Consider the following 22536-nt stretch of genomic DNA (forward strand, 5'->3'; position numbering starts at 1 on the left):
ATGACTTCGGGGCTTTTCGCCTCATACCGCAGGCGCGGGCGCGCCTCAACGACTATGCGATTTCACCTTTCGTCGCGGTTGGGGGATTTGTAAGGTCGCGCCGGAATACGCCAGAGGGGAGCAGCCTTGTCCAACGTCACGCCGATGATGGCGCAATACCTGGAAATCAAAGAGGCCCACAAAGACGCCCTGCTGTTCTACCGCATGGGCGATTTCTACGAGATGTTCTTTGAAGACGCCGTGAACGCCGCCGAGGCGCTGGACATCGCCCTGACCAAGCGCGGCAAGCACAATGGCGACGACATCCCCATGTGCGGCGTGCCGGTGCATTCGGCCGAGGGCTATCTGCTGACGCTGATCCGCAAGGGCTTTCGCGTCGCCGTCTGCGAACAGATGGAAAGCCCGGCCGAGGCCAAAAAAAGAGGCTCTAAATCGGTGGTAAAGCGCGATGTCGTGCGCCTTGTCACCCCCGGCACCCTGACCGAAGACGCCCTGCTGGAGGCGCGCCGCCACAATTTTCTGGCCGCCTATGCCGAGGTGCGCGACGAGGCCGCGCTGGCCTGGGCCGACATCTCGACCGGGGCGTTTCACGTGATGCCGCTGACCTCGGTCCGCCTCAGCCCCGAGCTGGCCCGGCTGGCCCCGTCCGAGCTGATCGTGGCCGACGGCACTGAGGCCGGTCTGCGCGACACGGTCCAGGACCTGGGCATCGCGCTCACCCCCATCGGGCGGGCCAGTTTTGACAGCACTGCGGCAGAAAAACGCATCTGCGGGTTGTTTCACGTGGGCACGCTGGACGCGTTCGGCAGCTTTGGCCGGGCCGAGATCTCGGCCATGGGCGCGCTGATCGACTATCTGGAGATCACGCAAAAGGGCAAACTGCCGCTGCTGCAGACGCCGATGAAAGAATCCGAGGATCGCGTCGTGCAGATCGACGCGGCCACCCGCCGCAACCTTGAACTTACGCGATCTTTGTCGGGCGGACGGGCCGGATCGCTGCTGTCGGTGGTGGATCGGACCGTGACCCCGGGCGGCGCGCGCCTGTTGGAACAACGGCTGTCCAGCCCCTCGCGCAACCTGGGTGTGATCCATGCGCGGCTGGACGCGGTCGATTTTGCCGCGCAGGACAGCCTGATCGCCGCCGATCTGCGCGAAGCCTTGCGCAAGACGCCCGATTTGGACCGCGCCCTGTCGCGCCTGTCGCTCGAGCGTGGCGGCCCGCGCGATCTGGCCGCCATCCGCAACGGGTTGGCGCAGGCGCAGGCGATTGCCGAGATCTGCGCCGGTCAGGACCTGCCGGTGCTGCTGGCGACCGCGGTGCAGAACCTTGTGGGCTTCGACGACCTGCTCGACCTGCTGGATCAGGCGCTGGTCGCCGACCCGCCGCTGCTGGCGCGCGATGGCGGCTTCATCGCCCCCGGTTTCGACGCAGAACTGGACGAGGCCCGCACCCTGCGCGACGAAGGCCGCTCGGTCATTGCCGGGTTTCAGCAGAAATACGCGGAACATACCGGCATCGCCTCGTTGAAAATCAAGCACAACAACGTGCTGGGCTATTTCATCGAAACCACGGCCACCCATGCCGAAAAGATGCTGAACCCGCCGTTCAGCGAGACCTATATCCACCGCCAGACCACCGCCAACCAGGTGCGGTTCACCACGGTTGAGCTCAGCGAGATCGAAACCCGCATCTTGAACGCCGGCAACCTGGCGCTTGAGATCGAAAAGCGGCTCTATCAAAGGCTGTCTGACGAGATTCTGGCGCATGATGCCCGCATCAATCAAGCCGCGCGCGGGCTGGCCGAGCTGGATCTGACCACCGCGCTGGCCGACCTGGCGCGGGGCGAGAACTGGTGCCGACCGCAGGTGGACGGTTCGCGCGCCTTTGATATCGTCGCGGGCCGCCACCCGGTGGTGGAACACGCGCTGCGCCAGCAATCCGGTGATGCTTTCATCGCCAATGACTGCGACCTCAGCGCAGAGGACGGAGCGGCCATCTGGTTGCTGACCGGTCCGAACATGGCGGGTAAATCGACCTTCCTGCGCCAGAACGCGCTGATCGCGCTGCTGGCGCAAATGGGCAGTTTCGTTCCAGCCGAACGCGCGCATATCGGACTGGTCAGCCAGTTGTTCAGCCGCGTGGGCGCCTCCGACGATCTGGCGCGGGGCCGGTCGACCTTCATGGTCGAGATGGTGGAAACCGCGGCCATCCTCAACCAGGCCGATGACCGGGCGTTGGTGATCCTCGATGAAATCGGGCGCGGCACCGCCACCTATGACGGCCTGTCAATCGCCTGGGCCACGCTGGAACATCTGCACGCCGCCAACCGCTGCCGCGCCCTGTTCGCCACCCATTACCACGAACTGACCGCGCTGGCCGGCAAGCTGGAGGGCGTCGAAAACGCCACCGTCGCGGTCAAGGAATGGGAGGGCGAGGTGATCTTCCTGCACGAGGTCCACAAAGGCGCGGCCGACCGGTCTTATGGCGTGCAGGTCGCGCAACTGGCGGGCTTGCCGGCTTCGGTCGTCGAGCGCGCACGGGTGGTTCTGGACCAGTTGGAGAAGACCGAGCGCGAGGGCGGCAAGCAAAAAGCGCTGATCGATGATCTGCCGCTGTTTTCCGCAGCACCGCCCCCGCCGCCACCGGTTGCGAAGGCCTCGCCAATCACCGACATGCTGGACCAGATCCTGCCGGACGAGTTGACCCCGCGCGAAGCGCTGGACCTGATCTACAAACTGAAAGAGGCGGCCAAATCCTGACCGCCCCATTCAATTGTCAGTGAAGCACTGGCCCGTCAGCTGGCCGGGGTCGAGCTGACCCCCACCTGCGCCGGACGCAGCAAGCGGTCATGCAGCATGAACCCTTCGGCCGAGACCTGGATGATCTCGCCCGCTTTGGTGCCCGGCACAGGGGCTTCGAACATGGCTTCGTGCAGATTCGGGTCGAACTTGTCGCCAACCTCGGGTGTGATCACCTCGATCCCGTGTTTCTGGAATACGTCCTTCAACACGCGCATGGTCAGCTCGACACCTTCGATCAGGCCGGCTGCGACCTCTTTCTGCTCGTCCGTAGCCGCCTCGAGCGCTCGTTTCATGTTGTCGTAGACCGGCAGCATGTCGCGCGCCAATTTGGACCCACCATACTGTTCGGCCTCACGGCGGGCCCTGTCGCCACGCTTGCGTGCGTTTTCCGCATCCGCCAGGGCGCGCATGAACTTGTCGCGCAACTCGTCGCGCTCGGCCTTCAGGGCATCCAGTTCCAGCGCTTCTTCGCTGATCTCGGCCATCTCCTCGGCCAGTTCTTCCGCCTCGGCAGTTGCAATGTCGTCCAGAAAGTCTTCGTTCTTCGGCTCTGCCATCTTTTACCCTCTAGCTCCGATCGGAAATCAGTTTCCCAACCAGTTGCGCCGTGTAGTCCACGATCGGCACGATCCGCCCATAGTTCAGACGGGTCGGCCCGATCACGCCAACGGCGCCGATTATCTTTCGATCAGCGTTCATATAAGGAGACACCACCAAAGAGGAACCCGAAAGTGAGAAAAGTTTGTTCTCCGAGCCGATAAAAATGCGCACACCCTCGCCTTCCTCGGTCAATTCGAGGAATTCGGCTATGTCACGCTTGCGTTCCAGATCGTCAAACAGGACCCGGATTCGCTCCAGCTCCTCTTCCTGACCGGTGTCGCCCAGCAGATTCGCCCGACCACGCACGATCAGACGCGCCGAGTCCGACGCCTCGCCCTCCCAGGCCGCAAGGCCGCTTTCCACAAGCTCGCGGGCCAGCACGTCGATCTCCTGCCTGCGCGCCGCAATCTCGGTCTGGATCATCCGGCGCACATCGGACAGTTTCCGGCCCTCGATCAGGGCGTTCAGGAAATTGGCCGCCTCACGCATCGAACTGGGCGTCTGACCCGGTGGTGGCGTGAACAGCCGGTTCTCCACATGGCCATCTGCGAAAACCAATACCACCAGGGCCCGGTCATGGCCCAGGGAAACGAACTCGATATGCTTGATTTCGGATTCGTGCTTGGGTGTCAGCACCAGCGACGCGCCATGCGTGACGTTCGACAAGGCGGCCCCGACGCGATCCAGCATACCGCTGACATCACCGGAATTGCTGCCCAGCGTCTCATCCAGCTTCTTGCGGTCGTCCTCGCCCAGGTCGCCAACTTCCAGCAGGCCGTCGACGAACATGCGCAGCCCAACCTGTGTGGGCACCCGGCCGGCGCTGACATGCGGACTGCCCAAAAGGCCCAGAAACTCGAGATCCTGCATGACATTGCGAACCGTTGCCGCGCTGACTTTTTCACTGAGCGACCGGCTGAGGGTGCGGCTGCCGACAGGTTCGCCGCTTTCCAGATAGCTTTCGACGATCAGGCGAAACACTTCCCGCGACCGGTCGTTCAACTCGTCCAGAATTTTGCTCGCTTCACTCATCGGTGGTTCCCTTGCTGGGTGGTCATTAAATAGCTGCCAACAGAAAGGTCAATCGGGGTTGCATCGCTGCCATGCCGGGCGTTATCCCCAAGCCAGCAGACAAAGGATATCTCATGCGACCCTCTGGACGAGATTTAAGCGAAATGCGCCCGGTTTCAATCGAGACCGGGTTTACCAAACATGCCGAAGGTTCCTGCCTGATCAAGATCGGCGACACCCATGTTCTGTGTACCGCCACGATCGAGGATCGCGTGCCGCCTTTTATCAAGGGGTCGGGCCTGGGCTGGGTCACTGCCGAATACGGCATGCTGCCCCGCGCGACAAACACCCGGATGCGGCGTGAGGCCGCCAGCGGCAAACAGGGTGGCCGGACCGTGGAAATCCAGCGCCTGATCGGCCGCGCCCTGCGCGCCGGGGTGGATCGCGTCGCCCTGGGCGAACGCCAGATCACCGTCGATTGTGACGTACTGCAGGCCGATGGCGGCACCCGCTGCGCCTCGATCACCGGCGGCTGGGTCGCGCTGCGGCTGGCGGTGAACAAGTTGATGAAGGCCGGCGACGTGATCTCGGACCCGTTGGTTGATCCGGTTGCCGCCGTATCCTGCGGCATCTATGCCGGCCAGCCCGTTCTGGACTTGGACTATCCCGAAGACAGCGAGGCCGGCGTTGACGGCAACTTCATCATGACCGGTTCGGGCAAACTGATCGAGGTGCAGATGAGCGCCGAAGGTTCCGTCTTCAGCCGCGCGCAGATGGATCAGCTGATGGAACTGGCCGAAAAAGGCGTGTCCGAGCTGGTGGCCGCGCAAAAGGCCGCCACCGCATGACCCGCCGGTTCGAAGGTGATCGGCTGTTGGTGGCCTCGCACAACAAAGGCAAGCTCGAGGAGATGGCCCATCTGCTCGAGCCCTTTGGCGTGACCGTCGTGGGCGCGGCCGAGATGAACCTGCCCGAACCCGAAGAGACCGAGGACACGTTCGTCGGCAACGCGCGCATCAAGGCCCACGCCGCCGCACAGGCCACCGGCCTGCCCGCCCTGTCCGACGATTCCGGCATCACCATCGATGCGCTGGACGGCGCGCCGGGCGTGTACACCGCCGACTGGGCCGAAACCGGAAATGGCCGCGATTTCCTGATGGCCATGACCCGCGCCCACACCGAGCTTGAGGCGCGCAACGCCCCGCATCCTCGCACTGCCCAGTTCCGCTGTACGCTGGTACTGGCTTGGCCCGACGGCCATGACGAGGTGTTCGAGGGCGTCGCGCCCGGTCATCTGGTCTGGCCGATACGCGGCAAGGACGGGTTCGGCTATGACCCCATGTTCGTCCCTGAAGGATTCGACATTACCTTTGCCGAGATGGATCGCTGGGAAAAGAACAAGATCAGCCATCGTGGTCGCGCGGTCGAGCTGTTCGTGAAAGGCTGCTTTGGCGGATGATTGGCGCAACGGGGGCTTTGGCCTGTACGTGCATTGGCCCTTTTGCGAGGCCAAGTGCCCCTATTGCGATTTCAACAGCCATGTTTCCAGAAATATTGATCAAAAACAATGGCTTGACGCCTATCTGTCCGAGCTGAAGCGCGCGGCCGCCGAAACCCCTGACCGGGTTCTGAACACGATCTTCTTCGGCGGCGGCACCCCGTCGCTGATGGCGCCCGAAACCGTCGCCGCCGTGATCGACACCGCCCGCAGCCTTTGGCGGCCCGCCAATGACATGGAAATCACGCTCGAGGCCAATCCCGGCTCGGTCGAGGCCGGACGGTTCGCCGCCTATCGCGATGCCGGTGTGAACCGGATCTCGATGGGCATTCAGGCGATGAATGACGAAGATCTGCGGCGGCTGGGCCGCATCCACAGCGTGGCCGAGGCACGCGCGGCCTTCGACATCGCCCGCACCTGTTTCGACCGGGTCAGCTTTGACCTGATCTATGCCCGCCAGTACCAGACGCTTGAGGCCTGGCGCGCCGAGCTGACCGAGGCGCTGTCGATGGCGATCGACCATCTGTCGCTGTACCAGCTGACCATCGAGACCGGCACGGCCTTCGGCGACCGCTATTCGGTCGGAAAGTTGCGCGGCCTGCCCGAGGACGACAGCGCCGCCGACATGTATCTGGCCACGCAAGAGATCTGCGAAGCCCACGGCATGCCCGCCTACGAGGTGTCGAACCACGCCGTTCCCGGGGCCGAGTCTCGGCACAACCTGATCTATTGGCGCTATGGCGACTATGTCGGCATCGGACCGGGCGCCCATGGGCGGATCACGGTGGATGGCCAACGGATCGCAACCGAAACCCATCTGGCACCGACCGCGTGGCTGACTGCCGCCATGCAAGGAAATGGCGAAAGGTCGCGGCTCCCCCTGACCGCAGAAGAACAAGCGAATGAATACCTCATGATGTGTCTTCGCTTGACTGAGGGTCTAGATATGGAGCTCTTCAATCGCCTGTCCGGGCACCCTTTGCCGCAAACCAAACTGGACTATCTGCAAGACATCGGAATGATCGCCCAAGACGGACACCGCGTTTCCGCCACTGCTGACGGCCGCGCGGTTCTCAATGCGGTGATCCGTGAGTTGCTGGATTAGTCATGCACTATTTGTGGGCCACATTTGGATTGCTCTGCGTCGCGTTGGCCATGATCGGTGTTGCCCTGCCCCTGCTGCCTACCGTTCCGTTCCTACTGTTGGCCGCCTTCTGTTTCGCGCGCTCTTCTTCCCGCCTGCACGACTGGCTGATGTCTCACCGAACCTTCGGCCCGTTGATCCTTGATTGGCAAACCTCGGGCGCGATCCGGCCAGCCGCAAAAAAGGCGGCGACCCTGTCGGTTGCCGCCGTCTTTGGTTTGTCGGTTCTGGTCTCTGTGCCCAGCCATGTGCTGATTATTCAGGCCGTGACCTTGGGCGCGGTGATGATCTTTATCTGGTCACGCCCTAACGGCTGAGCTTGGCGCAGAGATCATCCAGTTGATCCAGGTTTTCATAGGTCAGCACGACCTGCCCGGTCTCGGTTCCGGGCTTGTGGTTGATGACCACCTTCATCGCCAGAATCGCGGAAAGGTCTTTTTCCAAGGCCCGCGTATCCGCGTCCTTACCTGCATTCAGGTCACGCGACCGCGGTGCGGGACGATCTTTGTCGCCCTGTTGCTGCTTCTTGACCAGCGCCTCGGTCGCGCGAACTGACAAGCCGTCTTTCACGACGATTTTCGCCAGTTCGGACGGGTTATCCGCCGTGATAAGGGCGCGTGCGTGTCCGGCCGAAAGTTTACCTTCAATAACAAGGGCTTGAACGTCACCCGGCAGGGACAGCAGCCTCAGAAGGTTGGCAATATGGCTGCGGCTTTTGCCCAGGGCTTCGGCCAACTTTTCCTGGGTGTGGCCGAACCGATCCATCAATTGCTTGTAGCCAGCGGCCTCCTCCACGGCGTTTAGATCAGCGCGCTGGATATTCTCGATGATGGCGACTTCAAGTACTTCGGTGTCGTCAAATTCGCGCACGACGACCGGAATGTCGTGCAACTGTGCCATCTGCGCGGCGCGCCAGCGGCGCTCACCCGCGACGATTTCATATTCGCCGCCGCCGACCGGGCGAACGATCAGGGGCTGGATGATCCCTTTCTCTTTGACCGAGGCAGCAAGCTCGTCCAGTTGATCCTGCGAGAATGTGCGGCGCGGCTGATTCGGGTTTGCCCGCAGCTTCTCGATCGGAACCTTCATGTCCGGCCGACGTGGTTCAGCCGTGACCCGGCCTTCAGGATCCTGTGATACATCCGCCATCAAGGCGGATAAGCCGCGCCCCAATCCGCGAGGTTTTCCTTTTCTGGCGCTCACTTCGCCCTCCTGACAGCCGCTCAGGCAGCCACTTTCTTATTCTTTTGCATGATTTCGCGTGCCAGATGCCGGTACGCCATCGCCCCCAGAGACCCCGAGTCATATTGAAGGACCGGAAGTGCAAATGACGGCGCTTCGCTGACCCGGACATTTCTGGGTATCTTGGTTTTAAATACCATCTCTCCCAGATTGTCACGCGCATCCTTTTCGACCTGCCGGGACAAGTTGTTGCGGTTGTCATACATGGTCAACACAATACCTTCGATTCTGAGGTCTGGATTCGCGGACTGGCGAACCTCTCGGATCGTCAGCATCAGTTGCGAAAGGCCTTCCAGCGCAAAGAACTCGCTTTGCAACGGAACCAACACCGAATGCGCCGCCACCATTGCGTTGACTGTCAGCAGATTGAGGGACGGCGGGCAGTCGATCAGAACGAAGTCAAAACCGAATTTGTCGATCGCCGGTTGCCTGAGCGCGTCGTGCAGCAAGTAGCTGCGTTTTTCATTCGAGATCAGCTCAATATCTGCCGAGCTGAGGTCAACCGTGGCCGGAACGATACTGAGGTTTTCGATTTCGGTTTCCTGTACGACAGCCTCCAAGGGCGCCTCGTCCAAGATCAAATCATACGTGGTCCAATCACGATCCTCGACTCCAAGCCCGGTGGACGCATTTCCCTGCGGGTCCAGATCCACGACCAGAACCTTGCATCCCGCCTCGGCCAAACCCGCCGCCAGATTGATCGCTGTCGTGGTCTTGCCAACCCCACCCTTCTGATTGGCAACCGCCATGATACGAGGTCCTGCAGGGCGCGACAGATCAACCACGTGAGACTCCTTTGATCTTCAGGATGACAGCCTGGGGGTCAGTTAAACTATTAGCCGTCTCCGTGGTGAAATTCCATTCCCGTTGTGCCGCGTCGATTTCTTTTTTCCAGGTGGCACCTTTGGGAAACACGGCCACTCCATCTTCCTTTAAATGCCTGTCACAAAATGACAATAACGTCGTCAGGTCTGCGAGCGCCCTTGCGGAGAGGACATCAGCGCCCAAGGGTTCAACAGCCTCAATCCGCTTTGAAATCACCGAGCAGTTGGCCTTGGTTTCACGGATGACGGTGCGCAAAAACGCCGATTTTCTCTGATCGCTCTCAACCAGGGTAAATTCCGTCTCAGGCGAAGCTTCAGAGGCCAGTATCGCGCAGACCAGCCCCGGAAATCCTCCACCGCTTCCCAGATCGACCCAGTGATTCTTCGGCTCAACCAAATGAAAGACCTGGATCGAATCCTTTACGTGCCGCGACCAAACTTCAGGCAAAGTGCTGCGCGAAACCAAGTTAATCTTTGGATTCCACTTCCGCAGAAGATCGACAAAGATTGACAGCTTTTCGCATGTTTCACGTGAAACACTCAAGCTATCAGGCGAAGCGCACGAGTCGCCGTTCATGCCTTTTTTGCTCTCTGACTGCTTCTGAGTTTTGCCAGTACCAAGGTCAAAGCAGCAGGCGTAACACCCTCCACGCGGCTCGCCTGGGCAATGTTTTCTGGCCGCGCGGCTGACAGCTTCTGCTTCAACTCATTCGAAAGACCTGTGAGCGAGGAATAGTCAAAATCCGCGGGTATGGCATGGGTTTCGTCGCGCTTCATGGCTTCGACGTCTCGTTGTTGCCGAGCTATATAGTTAGCGTAGAGCGCGTCCCTTTCGATCTGCCGACGGGTGTCTTGGTCGACATCGTCCAGCTGCTGGATCAGCGGCACAAGATCCTCGAAGCACACGTTCGGAAATGCCAAGATTGCCATTCCGTCCCTGCGGTTACCATCCTGATTCAATTCGATCCCAGCTGCGCGAATTTCCTTGGGGGTATAGGTCCGTTCGGTCAATACTGACTTCACAGCGCTCAGCTTTTCCATTTTGGTTTCAAAAGCCAGGCGGCGATGATCCGAAATACACCCAATTCCCAGGCCTTGCGGTGTAAGGCGTTGATCCGCATTGTCCGCGCGCAAGGACAGACGGAATTCGGCACGCGAGGTAAACATCCGATACGGTTCCGCCACGCCCCGTGTAGTCAGATCGTCGATCATGACACCAATATAGCTATTTGCTCGGGTAAAATGAATCGCATCTCGCCCATGAACTTCCAACGCGGCATTCAGGCCTGCGACCAAGCCCTGAGCGGCCGCCTCCTCATATCCTGTGGTTCCATTGATCTGCCCTGCAAGATATAGTCCCGGGATCTCCGGCAAGGCCAGGGACGCGTTCAACACACGCGGGTCCACATAGTCGTATTCAATGGCGTAGCCCGGCTGCAGGATCACTGCCGACTCAAGGCCTTTGATGGATCGGACATACTCGACTTGGACATCCTGCGGCAGCGAGGTCGAAATCCCGTTTGGATACACCGTGTGGTCATTGACGCCCTCAGGCTCCAGGAAAATCTGGTGAGAGTCCTTATCCGCAAACCGAACGATCTTGTCTTCGATCGAAGGGCAGTATCGCGGCCCCACTCCCTCGATATGCCCCCCATACATCGCAGAGCGACTCAGGTTCTTCTCGATGATTTCATGGGTTTGCGCGTTCGTGTGAGTGATGCCGCAGGATATCTGCGGCGCCACCGGTGTTTTGGACAAGAATGAGAACATGGTCGGGTCATCATCACCGTCCTGCCGTTCCAATCCGTCCCAGTCGATCGTGCGTCCATCAAGTCGAGGAGGCGTTCCTGTTTTCAGCCGCGCCATCGGCAGGTCATAGCTATCCAACCGCTCAGCCAGTCGTACAGACGGCCTGTCGCCCATACGGCCTCCGGGCCTCTGAACATCGCCGATATGGATCACGCCCCGCAGAAACGTTCCCGAGGTCAGAATAACCGCTTTCGCTGGGATTTCAGATCCATCGGACAGAACCACCCCGGCAACGCGATGACCGTCCATTCGGAAATCTATGACTTCTCCGGAAATGACCTCGAGGTTCTTGCGCGCCGTCGTTTCCTGTTGCATTGCAGCCCGGTACAGCGCGCGGTCGGCCTGCGCACGGGGCCCTTGAACAGCCGGCCCTTTTCGACGGTTCAGAAGGCGAAACTGGATTCCCGCCCGGTCTGCTACCCGCCCCATGACGCCGTCCAGCGCGTCGATCTCACGAACGAGGTGGCCTTTTCCAAGTCCGCCTATCGCTGGATTGCACGACATGACACCGATGTCGGTTTCCGAAAGTGTCACCAAAGCTGTCTGCGTACCCATCCGGGCCGCGGCATGGGCCGCCTCGGCCCCCGCATGCCCCGCTCCGATAACAACGACGTCAAACTCCGAATGTTTCACGTGAAACACTCCTCATTTACCCAAACAAAAGCTGGCGAAAATTTCGTCCAGCAGATTTTCCACATCTACTCGACCGACCAAAGACTCCAACGCGCGAATGGCGGTTCGCAGCTCTTCTGCTGCAATATCGTACAGGTCCGGGCCGGAATCCAGAACGCTGAGCGATTCGGACAGAGCGGCCGAGGATTTCAGCATTGCAACACGATGACGTTCCCGGGTGGCAATACCAGAACTTGCGGTTCGTTCTCTCAAGACTACCGATATGTTGTGGATCAGGCGGTCGATTCCCTGACCTGTCTTCCCCGACACACCATCGGTCCCGTCTGAACGAAGGTCGGACTTCGGTAGCACCTGGATGTCGCCGGATTGCATACCGATTCCCAAAGCTTGCGGGTCCTCGGTCAGAAAAACGCGAAGGTCGGCATCTTCCGCCCGCTTTCTGGCCAGAGCGATCCCAAGACCCTCTACATGATCCTCGGTTTCGCGCAACCCGGCCGTATCCAACAGCGTGACCGGCAAGCCTGCCAAATCCATCCGCACCTCGATAATATCGCGGGTGGTGCCAGCATATTCCGAAGTAATTGCCGCCTCTCGGCCCGCAAGCGCATTCAGCAAGGTCGACTTGCCCGCGTTCGGCGGGCCGACGATAGCCACTTCAAAGCCGGTGCGAATCCGCTCAGCAATCCTCACGCCCTTCGCCTCCCGCTCCAGATCCGCCATGACAGTAGTCACAAGCGATCGGACTTCGGGTGACACATCCGTTGGCACGTCTTCATCGGCAAAATCGATGACGGCTTCCAGCAACGAGGCCGCCCGGATCAAATCCCGCCGCCACCGTTCCGCCAAGTCGCCCAATTCACCGGCCAGGATGGTCTGGGCCTGCTTGCGCTGGGCCTCGGTCTCTGCGTCGATCAGATCAGCTAGGCCTTCGACCTGGGCAAGGTCCATCTTCCCGTTTTCAAGAGCACGCCGGGTGAACTCGCCCGGCTCAGCCAGTCGCAGATCCGGCATTTCGGACAAGACGCGCAGAACCGCGTTGACCGAAGCCGTGCTGCCATGGATCTGCAACTCGGCCACATCTTCGCCGGTAAAGCTGGACGGACCGTGGAAGGTCAGGACCAGCCCGTCATCCAGACGCGACCCGTCAGGTGCCCGCAACTCACGCAGGCACATGCCACGCAACGGCAAATCTCCACCCGACAGAACCTTGGCCGCGTGGTGCGACTGCGGTCCTGACAGGCGGATAACAGCAACCCCTGCCTTGCCTTGCGCGCTGGCCAAGGCGAATATCGTATCCATTCGAAGGCCTCGCGTCGGTTACAAGACCGTATCAGGTATTCATCGAGTCGAAGAACTCGGAATTGGTCTTGGTCTGTTTCAGCTTGGACAACAGGAACTCGATCGCGTCGGTTGTGCCCATCGGATTGAGGATACGGCGCAGAACGAAGGTTTTGGCCAGATCGCCCTTGTCGACCAGAAGATCCTCTTTCCGGGTGCCGGACTTGAGGATGTCGATCGCCGGGAACACCCGCTTGTCTGCGATCTTGCGATCCAGAACGATCTCCGAGTTGCCGGTGCCCTTGAATTCTTCAAAGATCACTTCGTCCATCCGGCTGCCGGTGTCGATCAGCGCGGTGGCGATGATGGTCAGCGAACCGCCCTCTTCGATGTTGCGCGCCGCACCAAAGAATCGTTTGGGCCGCTGCAGGGCGTTGGCGTCCACACCACCGGTCAAAACTTTGCCCGAGGACGGCACCACGGTGTTGAACGCCCTACCAAGTCTTGTGATCGAGTCGAGAAGAATAACAACATCTCGTTTATGTTCGACCAGGCGCTTGGCTTTTTCGATCACCATCTCGGACACGGCTACGTGGCGGGTCGCCGGTTCATCAAAGGTCGAGGATACCACCTCGCCCTTCACTGAGCGTTGCATGTCGGTCACCTCTTCGGGGCGCTCGTCGATCAGCAGGACGATCAGGTAGCATTCCGGGTGGTTGCGCTCGATCGAGTGCGCGATGTTCTGCAGAATCACCGTTTTACCGGTCCGCGGCGGTGCCACGATCAGCGACCGCTGGCCCTTGCCGATCGGTGCAACGAGGTCGATCACCCGGGCCGACTTGTCCTTGATGGTCGGGTCCTCGATCTCCATCTTCAGCCGCTCGTCCGGATAGAGCGGCGTCAGGTTGTCAAAGGCGATCTTGTGTTTCGCCTTTTCCGGGTCTTCGAAGTTGATCTTGGTCACCTTCGTCAGCGCGAAATATCGCTCGTTCTCTTCGGGGGCCTTGATCTCGCCCTCGACCGTGTCGCCGGTGCGCAACGAGTGCTGGCGGATCATCTCGGGCGAGACATAGATGTCGTCCGGGCCGGGCAGATAGTTCGCCTCGGGCGAGCGCAGAAAGCCGAAGCCGTCCTGCAGCACCTCAAGCACACCGTCACCGCCCACGGTCCAGCCCTCATCCGCGCGTTCGCGCAGGATCTGGAACATCATCTCGCCCTTGCGCATGGTCGAGGCGTTTTCGATCTCGAGCTCTTCGGCCATGGCCAGAAGGTCTTTGGGGCTTTTGGCCTTCAGATCGGCCAGATTCAGGGATTCGGTTGTCATGATGATACGGACCTTGGCCGCAAGGGTGCGACACAGCGTTGAATTTCAAACAGGAAGATGCGCCATCCGGACGGATGGGTTGAACCCTACATAAGGCCGGTCGCCGCCCGAGTCAAACCGGTGCGGAAATGGCCCTCAGAACTTCAGAATGACCGCCAGAACGATGATGACCATCAAAACGGTCGGAACCTCGTTCATCATGCGGTACTGGCGCCCTGTGAGCGTATTGCGGCCTTCGACGAAATCCTTGCGCCGGGCCATCAGCCAGTGATGGAACCAGGTCATGCCGATCACCGCAGCGCCCTTGACCCAGGGCCATGACCAGTCCCACCCGACGATGCCGGGAGTGAACACCATGATCAGGCCGCAGACCCAGGCCACGATCATCGCCGGCCGCATGATAACGCGCAGCAGCTTTTCTTCCATTTCAAAGAATATCTCAGGCGCGCCGTCTACCGCTTGCGCCTTTTCAACGTGATAGACGAACAGACGCGGGAGATAGAACAAACCCGCCATCCACGAGATCACCGCCATGATGTGAAGCGATTTCACCCAAGGGTACAGCGTGAAGAGAAGATCGGTCATCGGGTTTCCCGGCACTGGTCGGACCCTCCCTAATAAAAAAAATAGAAAAGAGAAAGGATGATGGTTTTGTAGGGTGGGCAAAATCCGTGGATTATTGTTTTGTCCGCCAGTTTTCCCCAGGTGGATGAATAAATTCCAAAACTGGGCGATTCTGGTGATTTCAGTTTTTACGTAATAAAAACAAAAAGTTAAGTTACACACCGCGGATCTGACTTGGGGATAACTCAAGGGACATCTTTTGATGAACAGGAAATCCCAAGATCCCGAGTTATCCTTGTCCCGACCGGACAGTCTTTGAGCGACTCGGGGAAGTTTCAGGCCGAAATCGCGGGCTTGCGTGTCAACTGGAAAACCATACAAACCGTTCAAAACCAATGATCAACTTGCCCACGGGGTTTTCCACATGACTGTCCCCATCGTTCTTGCCTCGGGGTCCGAGATCCGCGCGCAGTTACTGCGGAACGCCGGAGTGCCGTTTTCCGTCCAGATCGCCCGCGTGGACGAGGATACCGCCAAACGCGCGCTTCTGGCTGAGGGCGCGCCGCCCCGCGACATCGCCGACGCTCTGGCCGAGCTCAAGGCGCGCAAGATCAGTGACAAGACGCCCGGCGCGATGGTTCTGGGCTGTGACCAGGTTCTGGATTTCGACGGACGCCTGCTGTCCAAGCCCGAAACGCCCGAAGTGGCGCTGGCGCAGTTGAAGGCGATGCGCGGCAAGCGTCACATGCTGATGTCGGCGGCGGTGATCTATCAGAACGGCGAACCGGTCTGGCGCCATGTCGGTCAGGTGCGGTTGCGGATGCGCGCCAGTTCGGATGCCTATCTGAAGGGCTATGTCGCGCGCAACTGGGACAGCATTCGCCATGCGGTCGGGGCCTACAAGCTGGAAGAAGAGGGTGTGCGCCTGTTCAGCAGCATTGACGGCGACTATTTTAACGTCTTGGGTATGCCCCTGCTGGAGCTGCTCAATTTTCTAGCGGTCCGAGGGGTGATCGAACAATGACCGACAAACGCATTCCACTGGCCGGAGTCATCGGACACCCGATTGCCCATTCCCGATCGCCTGCCCTGCATGGCTATTGGCTGAAGACCTATGGTTTGCCGGGCCATTATGTGCCGATGGATGTTGCGCCTGCCGATCTTGAAACGGTCCTGCGCTGCTTGCCCAAGGCCGGGTTCGTGGGGGCCAATGTTACTGTTCCGCACAAAGAGGCCGCGTTGCGCCTGGCCGATCATGTGTCGGACCGCGCCTCGGTGGTCGGGGCGGCGAACACGCTGGTGTTCCGGTCCGATGGCTCGATTCACGCAGACAATACCGACGGGTACGGGTTCATGCAGAACCTGCGCGCGGGCGCGCCGGATTGGGTGCCGCAGGATGGCCCGGCGGTGGTGTTCGGCGCGGGCGGGGCCGCGCGGGCGGTGCTGCAGGCGCTGGCCGAGGCCGGCGTGCCGGAGATCCTGCTGACCAACCGCACGCGGTCGCGCGCCGATCACCTTAAAGAGGAATTTGGCCAGCGCATCACCGTGGTCGATTGGGTCCAGGCCGGAAACGTGATCGAAAACGCCGAACTGGTGGTGAACACCACGTCGCTGGGTATGCAGGGTCAGCCCGAGCTGCGCGTCCCGCTGGACGGGTTGCAGCCGGGAACGGTGGTGACTGATCTGGTCTACACGCCGTTGAAGACCCGCCTTCTGGAACAGGCCGAGGCTGCGGGCTGTACCGTCGTCGATGGGCTGGGCATGTTGCTGCATCAGGCGGTGCCCGGGTTCGAGCGGTGGTTCGGCTTGCGCCCCGAGGTTACGGAAGAAACCCGCGCAGCGGTTCTGGGATGAGCTTTGCGCTGGGTCTGACCGGGTCGATCGGCATGGGCAAAAGCACCACCGCCGACCTGTTCGCGCAGGAAGGTTGCGCCGTGTGGGATGCCGACGCCGCGGTGCATCGGCTGTACGCGGCCGGCGGCGCGGCGGTCGCGCCGATCCGAGCGGCATTTCCCGAGGCCATCGAGAATGGCGCTGTCAGCCGTGATGTCCTGAAACGGATCATCGGTGCCGATCCGACCGCGTTGAAACGGATCGAAGTCATCGTGCACCCGCTGGTGGCCCAGGATCGCGAGGCGTTTCGACAGGCGGCCAAGTCGGACATCCTTGTCTTTGACATCCCATTGCTTTTCGAAACCGGCGGCGACGCGCAGATGGATGCGGTGGCCTGCGTTTCGATCCCCCCGGACGAGCAGAAAAGCCGCGTCATGGCGCGGGGCACGATGACCGAGGCGCAGTTCGAGCAGATCCGCGCCAAGCAGATGCCGAATGACGAAAAATGCGCGCGGGCGGATTTCGTGATCGTCACCGACACTCTGGACCATGCCCGCGCACAGGTGCAGGATGTGGTCAGGCAGATCAGGGCAGGACTGACAGATGCGTGAAATCGTACTGGATACGGAAACCACCGGATTCGATCCCGAAAGCGGCGACCGGATCGTCGAGATCGGGGCTATCGAGCTGTGGAACCACGTCGCCACGGGCGAGACCTATCACGTCTACATCAACCCCGAACGCTCGATGCCGGCCGAGGCCTTCGGCGTGCACGGCATCGGCCCTGACCTGCTGGAGCCGCCGCAAAAACCCGAACCCGGCCAGATCACCCTGAAGGACAAACCCGTCTTTGCGAAGGTCGGGCAGGCCTTCCGCGATTTCGTGGGGGATGCGCGGCTGGTGATCCACAACGCCTCATTCGACATGAAGTTCCTCAATGCCGAATTGGGATGGATGGGTCTGCCTCCGATCCCGATAGAGCAGGCGCTGGACACGCTCGCGATCGCGCGCAAGAGGTTTCCCGGCTCGCCCGCCTCGCTGGATGCCTTGTGCCGGAGGTTCAACATCGACAACTCGAACCGGGTTCTGCACGGCGCGTTGCTCGACTCGGAAATCCTGGCAGAGGTCTATCTGGAACTTATCGGCGGGCGCCAACCCGATTTCGGCCTGTCCTCGGCGTCTGCCGAAAGTTCAACCGGTGGCGACATCTGGCGCCCCGGTCCTCGGCCCAACCCACTGCAGCCCCGGATTACCGAGGATGAGCGTGCTGCGCATGATGCATTTGTCGAAAAGCTGGGCGAAAACGCCCTGTGGTCCCGCACCTGACCTGGGTCAGATGCGGGTTGCCTAGTCACGCTTCGGTTTTGTCGGACGCTTCGGCCTGACGGCGCATCAACTCGTTGCGGTACAGGCCGACGAAATCGATGTTGTCGAGGTTGACCGGCGGGTAGCCACCGTCGCGGGTGATGTCGCTGACGATGCGGCGCAGGTACGGGAACAGCATCCGCGGACATTCGATCATCAGGAACGGGTGCAACTGATCATTCGGCACACCTTCTACGTGGAACAGGCCGCAATAATCGATCTCGCACAGGAACAGGATGTCCTCCAGACCCTTGGCCTTGGACTTGAGGTTCAGCTTGATCGACACCTCGTATTGGTGGTCGGCCGAGCGCTTTTTCGCATCCAGGTTCACCTGGACCGAGATCTCGGGCTGCACGTCGCCCGAGACGCCTTTTTGCGCCATCACGTTTTCAAAGGACATGTCCCGGATGAACTGTCCCAGAATGCGCATCTGGATTTGGGGGGCTGCCTGAGGCTCGGTTGTGCCGGCGGCGGTTTCTTCGGTCATGGATCCGCTCCAAAATTTAAATTCGCCACTGCTTATCAAGTTGGGCCGGGCACCTCAATGCTGGTGCGGCCCTTCCACCCATTTCGACGGTTGCGCGGGTTTTGTGCGCACTTCCGAATACTCTCCATCTATGATGTCATCCCCACCGAACGGATCGCGCGCCGCCCCGTCTTGCGGGCTGGGGCCCATCTGGAACTGGGTAATCGTGACCCGCGACTTGAGATACCGAAAAACCGCGGCCCGCACCCCGGGAACCAGCAGCGCAAAGCCGATTGCGTCGGTGAAGAACCCGGGTGTCATCAGCAGAACACCCGACAGCAGGATCATCGCACCATTGGCCAGCGGTTCGGTCGGGTCGTCCAGTTCGGAAAAGGCGCGCTGTAGCTGACCCATCGCCATGCGACCTTGTGTCCGCACCATCGCAGTACCCAGAAAGGCGGTCAAAACCACGATTGCCAGCGTCGGCCACAGGCCGATCAGACCGCCGACCTGGATAAAAAGGGCGATTTCGATGATCGGCACCAATAAAAATGCCAAGAACAGATACATATGCGCTATCCTTTCCCATAGGCCGGGCTGTGGACTTGCCACCAACTGTCACCTACATAGTGACACGAGGCCGCGTGTACAAAGTCTCGGTGCTGAAAAGAGGACGAAATGAACTCACCCCTGATCCAGCTTCTGGTGCTGGCTGGCATAGCCATCTTCCTGATCCTGCGTCTCAGAAGCGTGCTGGGCACGCGCGAAGGCTTTGAAAAACCACCGGTGCCGCAGCAACCCGACACCGGGAAGTCGCGTCGTGATTTCGAAGTGATCGACGGCGGTCCGGATCGTGACATTACCGACCATGTTCCCGAAGACAGCGAATTGGCGCAGACGCTGGCTGCGATGAAGCGTGTCGAGCCGAGCTTTTCGGTCAGCGAGTTTCTGCAGGGCGCCCGTGGCGCCTATGAGCTGATCGTCATGGGGTTCGAGCGGGGCAACCTGGATGAAATCCAACCCTTCCTGTCCGAGGAAGTTTTCGAAACCTTCGTGTCGGTTGTCGCCGATCGCGAAGACAAGGGCCTGACGATCGAGGCCGAGTTCATCGGTGTCCGTGAGATGGGCCTGGTGGATGCACAATTCGACAAGGATTCCAACCGCGCCGAGATCACCGTGCGGTTCGTCGGCGAGCTGACGTCGGTCGTGCGTGACCGGGGCGGTGACATCATCGAAGGCAGCCCCAACACGATCAAGCGCCAAAAGGACAGCTGGACCTTTGCTCGCGTCATGGGCGCGGATGATCCGAACTGGCTGCTTGTCGCCACGGACGCATGATCGGAACGCTCCGGTCGCTAATGCTGGTGGCGGTTCTGACCGCCGCCAATGCCGCCGGAGCTGAGGCGACGCGATCCATCCTGTCATTTGCTGACCTTGATGGCTGGGCCGAGGATGACCACGGCGCGGCTTTGTCCGTTTTTCTGGACACTTGCGGGGATCTGGACGATCCGGACTGGCGTTCGTTGTGTGCAGCCGCACGGACATACGAGCCCGATGCCGCGCGCGCCTTTTTCGAACTGTTCTTCCGGCCCATCCTGATCGAGGATGAAAAGGCCCCGCTGTTCACCGGATATTTTGAACCGGAATTGAACGGCTCGCGGATGCGGACTGAAACCTACAGATACCCGGTCTACAAGATGCCGCCCGAGGCGCGGGCGGCCGGGCAATGGCTCAGCCGGCGCGAACTGCTGACCAGTGACGTGATGAAGGGCCGGGGCTTGGAAATCGCCTGGGTCGATGACCCGGTCGAGTTGTTCTTTCTACAGATTCAAGGCTCGGGGCGCATCCGTTTGCCGGATGGCAGTTCGGTGCGTGTCGGATATGGCGGGGCCAACGGCCACCCCTATCGGTCGGTTGGGGTTGAGCTGGTCCGGCGCGGTATTCTGGGTGCGCATGATGTGAGCGCCCGAATGATCCAGTCCTGGGTGCGCAAGAACCCCGAGATTGGGGCCGAGCTGTTGATGCACAACCCGTCCTACGTCTTTTTCCGCGAGGTGTCGCGGGTGGCTGCAGACCGCGGTCCTTTGGGCGCAATGAACCGGTCGATCACCGCAATGCGCAGCATCGCCGTGGACCCGGCCTATACCCCGTTGGGTGCGCCGGTCTGGGTCGAAAAAGACGGCAAGACTCCGCTGCGGCGCTTGATGATCGCACAGGACACCGGCTCGGCAATCAAGGGCGCACAACGGGCCGACATCTTTTTCGGAACCGGGGACGCCGCAGGACAGGCAGCAGGCCGGCTCAAGGATCCCGGTCGCATGATCGTTCTGCTGCCGATCCAACGCGCTTATGCCATGCTGCCGGATGAGTTCTGATGACCCGCCGCAAGCTGACCGAAGACGAGATTGAATTGTGGCACAAGGTGACCCGGCAGACCGAGCGGCTGCACCCGGAGATTCCCCAATCCGTTCACCCATCGACATTGCCGAAACCCAAGCCGCGAAAAACCCCCAAAGCGCGGATAGACGCCTTTGAACTGGGTCAGAATGCACCGACAAATGGACGCGGCCACAGCTTGAAGCCCGCAATCGGCGACAGCCTGCGCGCCGCACCCGTACAGATGGACAGCAAGGCCTTTGCGCGGATGATACGCGGCAAGCTAAAGCCCGAAGGCAAGCTGGATCTGCACGGAATGCGGGTCGACACGGCCCATCCTGCTTTGATCCGGTTCATCCTGTCGGCGCAGGCATCGGGAAAACGACTGGTTCTGGTGGTCACCGGCAAAGGCAAGGACAGGGACGAACCCGGCCCAATCCCGACGCCCCGCGGCGTGCTGCGCAACCAGGTGCCTCAGTGGTTGAATTTGCCTCCCTTGGCCCAAGCGGTTCTTCAGGTCAGTCCGGCCCATATCAGCCATGGCGGTGATGGGGCTTACTATGTGTATCTTAGGCGGATCCGCTAAAGCAGCCGCCGGGCCCTGTGAATACCGATCCAGACTATGCCGCACGTTGCCACGAAGAACCAGGCGATCCACAGGAACTGCGTGCTGAGCGGCACGCCCAGATCGATCAGCCCGCCAGTCAGGCCGGGCCCGACAGCAGACCCCAGCACCATGACGGCGGCAGCCATCGCCTTGATCGCGCCGATGTGACGGGTGCCGTAGAACTCGGCCCAGAACGCGGCGGGCAGCGTGCTGTTGGCGCCGACCGAAATGGCAAGACAGGACAAACCGATAACGGCGCCGGGGATTGTCTGGACGAACGCAAACAGTGCAAACCCGGCGGCCATCGGAAGTTGATAGAAGGGCATCATCCGCGCCGTGCCCCATCTGTCCAGCGCCCAGCCCGAGGCGAACATCGCCAAGATCGACACCCCGGTATAGATCGGAAACAACGCAACCAGTTGGATATGGGCCCAGCCCTTGGTCTGCGCCAGATGGACCTGGTGAAAGAAGAACGCAGTGATAAATGCCGAAGGACCCATGAGCGCCGGCATCATGAACCAGAAAAGCGGGTTCAATAGCGTTTCGCGCCGTGTCCAGTGCCGCCCAAGCATCCCGGTCGCGCTGGTTTCCCGAGCCAGGCTTTGTGGTGTTCGTTCCTGACGCAGCATCCGCATCAACGCCGGTATTCCCAACAACGCGATGGCGGCGGAGATCGCCCAAAGAAAATGCCAGTCGACAAAGGCCATGGCGGCGACGAACAGCACGGGCAGCAGGGCCTCACCGACGGCAAATCCCAGCGTTGCGATGGAGAGTGCCCTGCCCCGCGTGGCCGTGAACCACCGGGCCATCGCAACCATGGCAATGTGGCTGCACATGCCCTGGCCGAACAGACGCAGCAGAAAGATGACCACGGGCAACAGGATCACCCAATGATTGACCGCCATCGCGAGCGCAGCACACGCAAGCCCAAGCAGGACGGCCGGACCCAGCACGCGGACACGATAAATATCGGTCAGCCCTCCGGCCCAGATCATGACAATCGCGGAAACAGTCGTGCCCAAGGAATAAAGACCGCCCCATGCGCCGTGGCTGAGGCCGAACTCGGCCCGGATCTGCCCGGCGAAGATCGAAATGAAAAAGGTCTGCCCGAAACTGGACATGAAGGTCAGCAAGACCCCCGCGCCCAACCACGGAGCATT

The 22536-nt window shown here is 60.7% G+C and carries 24 protein-coding genes; 12 read left to right on the forward strand and 12 right to left on the reverse strand.

Translation table 11 applies throughout. The features are described 5' to 3' along the window. The first annotated feature begins 144 nt into the window (after positions 1 to 144). Entirely contained in the window at positions 145 to 2760 is a 2616-nt protein-coding gene (mutS, locus tag ACR0NB_RS12980) for a DNA mismatch repair protein MutS (RefSeq protein WP_480775920.1), read from the forward strand. Positions 2761 to 2795: 35 nt separating this feature from the next. Here mutS and ACR0NB_RS12985 read toward each other — a convergent pair whose 3' ends face one another. Beyond that, positions 2796 to 3359, reverse strand: coding sequence for a nucleotide exchange factor GrpE (locus ACR0NB_RS12985; protein WP_093963902.1), 564 nt, complete (start codon positions 3357 to 3359; stop codon positions 2796 to 2798). Positions 3360 to 3369: 10 nt separating this feature from the next. Next, complete coding sequence (gene hrcA / locus ACR0NB_RS12990) at positions 3370 to 4434, reverse strand: heat-inducible transcriptional repressor HrcA (protein WP_170342649.1); 1065 nt, start codon at positions 4432 to 4434, stop codon at positions 3370 to 3372. Positions 4435 to 4547: 113 nt separating this feature from the next. On the opposite strand from hrcA, the gene rph reads away from it, so the two are divergent. The 4 genes from rph to ACR0NB_RS13010 are packed head-to-tail and all read left to right on the forward strand — an operon-like array spanning position 4548 to position 7372. Continuing rightward, positions 4548 to 5261, forward strand: coding sequence for a ribonuclease PH (gene rph, locus ACR0NB_RS12995; RefSeq protein ID WP_170433554.1), 714 nt, complete (start codon positions 4548 to 4550; stop codon positions 5259 to 5261). Then, complete coding sequence (gene rdgB, locus ACR0NB_RS13000; RefSeq protein WP_170391381.1) at positions 5258 to 5872, forward strand: RdgB/HAM1 family non-canonical purine NTP pyrophosphatase; 615 nt, start codon at positions 5258 to 5260, stop codon at positions 5870 to 5872. The genes rph and rdgB overlap by 4 nt, the downstream gene beginning before the upstream one ends. Next, the gene (gene hemW, locus ACR0NB_RS13005) at positions 5862 to 7016 is read left to right on the forward strand and encodes a radical SAM family heme chaperone HemW (protein ID WP_480775894.1); all 1155 of its coding nucleotides are present in this window, start codon (positions 5862 to 5864) and stop codon (positions 7014 to 7016) included. Before rdgB ends, hemW begins: the two co-directional genes overlap by 11 nt. A 2-nt stretch (positions 7017 to 7018) precedes the next feature. Beyond that, a complete protein-coding gene (locus ACR0NB_RS13010) occupies positions 7019 to 7372 on the forward strand; it encodes a YbaN family protein (protein WP_170370392.1) in 354 nt (117 codons plus the stop codon). On the opposite strand, the gene ACR0NB_RS13015 is transcribed toward ACR0NB_RS13010, so the two are convergent. The 7 genes from ACR0NB_RS13015 to ACR0NB_RS13045 form a co-directional block, all read right to left on the reverse strand. Further along, a complete protein-coding gene (locus ACR0NB_RS13015; protein ID WP_480633842.1) occupies positions 7362 to 8258 on the reverse strand; it encodes a ParB/RepB/Spo0J family partition protein in 897 nt (298 codons plus the stop codon). The genes ACR0NB_RS13010 and ACR0NB_RS13015 overlap by 11 nt on opposite strands. Before the next feature lie 20 nt (positions 8259 to 8278). Then, positions 8279 to 9082: a ParA family protein gene (locus ACR0NB_RS13020; RefSeq protein WP_315901682.1), complete on the reverse strand. Its 804-nt coding sequence runs from the start codon at positions 9080 to 9082 to the stop codon at positions 8279 to 8281. Then, the gene (gene rsmG / locus ACR0NB_RS13025; RefSeq protein WP_480775895.1) at positions 9075 to 9698 is read right to left on the reverse strand and encodes a 16S rRNA (guanine(527)-N(7))-methyltransferase RsmG; all 624 of its coding nucleotides are present in this window, start codon (positions 9696 to 9698) and stop codon (positions 9075 to 9077) included. Before rsmG ends, ACR0NB_RS13020 begins: the two co-directional genes overlap by 8 nt. Next, the gene (gene mnmG, locus ACR0NB_RS13030; RefSeq protein WP_480775896.1) at positions 9695 to 11572 is read right to left on the reverse strand and encodes a tRNA uridine-5-carboxymethylaminomethyl(34) synthesis enzyme MnmG; all 1878 of its coding nucleotides are present in this window, start codon (positions 11570 to 11572) and stop codon (positions 9695 to 9697) included. The genes rsmG and mnmG overlap by 4 nt, the downstream gene beginning before the upstream one ends. A gap of 3 nt (positions 11573 to 11575) precedes the next feature. Beyond that, on the reverse strand, positions 11576 to 12862 hold the full coding sequence (gene mnmE, locus ACR0NB_RS13035; RefSeq protein ID WP_480775897.1) for a tRNA uridine-5-carboxymethylaminomethyl(34) synthesis GTPase MnmE: 1287 nt from the start codon (positions 12860 to 12862) through the stop codon (positions 11576 to 11578). Between the two features lie 31 nt (positions 12863 to 12893). Next, complete coding sequence (rho, locus tag ACR0NB_RS13040) at positions 12894 to 14165, reverse strand: transcription termination factor Rho (RefSeq protein ID WP_093963893.1); 1272 nt, start codon at positions 14163 to 14165, stop codon at positions 12894 to 12896. Between the two features lie 135 nt (positions 14166 to 14300). Then, a complete protein-coding gene (locus tag ACR0NB_RS13045; protein ID WP_170342619.1) occupies positions 14301 to 14750 on the reverse strand; it encodes a CopD family protein in 450 nt (149 codons plus the stop codon). A 403-nt stretch (positions 14751 to 15153) separates the two neighbouring features. Between ACR0NB_RS13045 and ACR0NB_RS13050 the strand changes: the two genes are divergently transcribed. The 4 genes from ACR0NB_RS13050 to dnaQ are packed head-to-tail and all read left to right on the forward strand — an operon-like array spanning position 15154 to position 17888. Next, positions 15154 to 15753 (forward strand): Maf family protein, encoded by a 600-nt coding sequence (locus tag ACR0NB_RS13050; RefSeq protein ID WP_480775898.1) that lies wholly within the window; start codon positions 15154 to 15156, stop codon positions 15751 to 15753. Next, positions 15750 to 16583, forward strand: coding sequence for a shikimate dehydrogenase (locus ACR0NB_RS13055; RefSeq protein ID WP_170433534.1), 834 nt, complete (start codon positions 15750 to 15752; stop codon positions 16581 to 16583). Before ACR0NB_RS13050 ends, ACR0NB_RS13055 begins: the two co-directional genes overlap by 4 nt. Next, positions 16580 to 17173 (forward strand): dephospho-CoA kinase, encoded by a 594-nt coding sequence (coaE, locus tag ACR0NB_RS13060; protein ID WP_170529497.1) that lies wholly within the window; start codon positions 16580 to 16582, stop codon positions 17171 to 17173. Before ACR0NB_RS13055 ends, coaE begins: the two co-directional genes overlap by 4 nt. Further along, entirely contained in the window at positions 17166 to 17888 is a 723-nt protein-coding gene (gene dnaQ, locus ACR0NB_RS13065) for a DNA polymerase III subunit epsilon (RefSeq protein WP_480775899.1), read from the forward strand. Before coaE ends, dnaQ begins: the two co-directional genes overlap by 8 nt. Positions 17889 to 17913: 25 nt before the next feature. Here dnaQ and secB read toward each other — a convergent pair whose 3' ends face one another. Beyond that, entirely contained in the window at positions 17914 to 18414 is a 501-nt protein-coding gene (secB, locus tag ACR0NB_RS13070; protein ID WP_170342607.1) for a protein-export chaperone SecB, read from the reverse strand. Between the two features lie 54 nt (positions 18415 to 18468). Beyond that, positions 18469 to 18963 (reverse strand): FxsA family protein, encoded by a 495-nt coding sequence (locus ACR0NB_RS13075; protein WP_170342605.1) that lies wholly within the window; start codon positions 18961 to 18963, stop codon positions 18469 to 18471. 108 nt (positions 18964 to 19071) lie between these two features. Between ACR0NB_RS13075 and ACR0NB_RS13080 the strand changes: the two genes are divergently transcribed. From ACR0NB_RS13080 to ACR0NB_RS13090, 3 genes are read left to right on the forward strand one after another with little or no spacing between them, the layout of a single operon-like run. Next, positions 19072 to 19731 carry a Tim44/TimA family putative adaptor protein gene (locus tag ACR0NB_RS13080; RefSeq protein WP_170340666.1) on the forward strand — a complete coding sequence of 220 codons (660 nt, stop codon included), beginning with the start codon at positions 19072 to 19074 and terminating at the stop codon, positions 19729 to 19731. Continuing rightward, positions 19728 to 20768, forward strand: a complete 1041-nt coding sequence (mltA, locus tag ACR0NB_RS13085) for a murein transglycosylase A (RefSeq protein ID WP_480763909.1) — start codon at positions 19728 to 19730, stop codon at positions 20766 to 20768. Before ACR0NB_RS13080 ends, mltA begins: the two co-directional genes overlap by 4 nt. Next, a complete protein-coding gene (locus ACR0NB_RS13090) occupies positions 20768 to 21355 on the forward strand; it encodes a Smr/MutS family protein (protein ID WP_170600768.1) in 588 nt (195 codons plus the stop codon). Before mltA ends, ACR0NB_RS13090 begins: the two co-directional genes overlap by 1 nt. On the opposite strand, the gene ACR0NB_RS13095 is transcribed toward ACR0NB_RS13090, so the two are convergent. Continuing rightward, positions 21352 to 22497, reverse strand: a complete 1146-nt coding sequence (locus ACR0NB_RS13095) for an MFS transporter (RefSeq protein ID WP_480775900.1) — start codon at positions 22495 to 22497, stop codon at positions 21352 to 21354. The genes ACR0NB_RS13090 and ACR0NB_RS13095 overlap by 4 nt on opposite strands. Positions 22498 to 22536: the final 39 nt, after the last annotated feature.

It is taken from the genome of Ruegeria sp. CG3 (assembly GCF_056537205.1).

What these genes read in the sequence shown, in the direction of transcription:
- mutS (WP_480775920.1), top strand. Translation starts at nt 145, where the DNA reads ATGATGGCGCAATACCTGGAAATCAAAGAGGCCCACAAAGACGCCCTG.
- ACR0NB_RS12985 (WP_093963902.1), bottom strand. Translation starts at nt 3,359, where the DNA reads ATGGCAGAGCCGAAGAACGAAGACTTTCTGGACGACATTGCAACTGCC.
- hrcA (WP_170342649.1), bottom strand. Translation starts at nt 4,434, where the DNA reads ATGAGTGAAGCGAGCAAAATTCTGGACGAGTTGAACGACCGGTCGCGG.
- rph (WP_170433554.1), top strand. Translation starts at nt 4,548, where the DNA reads ATGCGACCCTCTGGACGAGATTTAAGCGAAATGCGCCCGGTTTCAATC.
- rdgB (WP_170391381.1), top strand. Translation starts at nt 5,258, where the DNA reads ATGACCCGCCGGTTCGAAGGTGATCGGCTGTTGGTGGCCTCGCACAAC.
- ACR0NB_RS13010 (WP_170370392.1), top strand. Translation starts at nt 7,019, where the DNA reads ATGCACTATTTGTGGGCCACATTTGGATTGCTCTGCGTCGCGTTGGCC.
- rsmG (WP_480775895.1), bottom strand. Translation starts at nt 9,698, where the DNA reads ATGAACGGCGACTCGTGCGCTTCGCCTGATAGCTTGAGTGTTTCACGT.
- mnmE (WP_480775897.1), bottom strand. Translation starts at nt 12,862, where the DNA reads ATGGATACGATATTCGCCTTGGCCAGCGCGCAAGGCAAGGCAGGGGTT.
- rho (WP_093963893.1), bottom strand. Translation starts at nt 14,165, where the DNA reads ATGACAACCGAATCCCTGAATCTGGCCGATCTGAAGGCCAAAAGCCCC.
- ACR0NB_RS13045 (WP_170342619.1), bottom strand. Translation starts at nt 14,750, where the DNA reads ATGACCGATCTTCTCTTCACGCTGTACCCTTGGGTGAAATCGCTTCAC.
- ACR0NB_RS13050 (WP_480775898.1), top strand. Translation starts at nt 15,154, where the DNA reads ATGACTGTCCCCATCGTTCTTGCCTCGGGGTCCGAGATCCGCGCGCAG.
- ACR0NB_RS13055 (WP_170433534.1), top strand. Translation starts at nt 15,750, where the DNA reads ATGACCGACAAACGCATTCCACTGGCCGGAGTCATCGGACACCCGATT.
- coaE (WP_170529497.1), top strand. Translation starts at nt 16,580, where the DNA reads ATGAGCTTTGCGCTGGGTCTGACCGGGTCGATCGGCATGGGCAAAAGC.
- dnaQ (WP_480775899.1), top strand. Translation starts at nt 17,166, where the DNA reads ATGCGTGAAATCGTACTGGATACGGAAACCACCGGATTCGATCCCGAA.
- secB (WP_170342607.1), bottom strand. Translation starts at nt 18,414, where the DNA reads ATGACCGAAGAAACCGCCGCCGGCACAACCGAGCCTCAGGCAGCCCCC.
- ACR0NB_RS13075 (WP_170342605.1), bottom strand. Translation starts at nt 18,963, where the DNA reads ATGTATCTGTTCTTGGCATTTTTATTGGTGCCGATCATCGAAATCGCC.
- ACR0NB_RS13080 (WP_170340666.1), top strand. Translation starts at nt 19,072, where the DNA reads ATGAACTCACCCCTGATCCAGCTTCTGGTGCTGGCTGGCATAGCCATC.
- mltA (WP_480763909.1), top strand. Translation starts at nt 19,728, where the DNA reads ATGATCGGAACGCTCCGGTCGCTAATGCTGGTGGCGGTTCTGACCGCC.
- ACR0NB_RS13090 (WP_170600768.1), top strand. Translation starts at nt 20,768, where the DNA reads ATGACCCGCCGCAAGCTGACCGAAGACGAGATTGAATTGTGGCACAAG.
- ACR0NB_RS13095 (WP_480775900.1), bottom strand. Translation starts at nt 22,497, where the DNA reads ATGTCCAGTTTCGGGCAGACCTTTTTCATTTCGATCTTCGCCGGGCAG.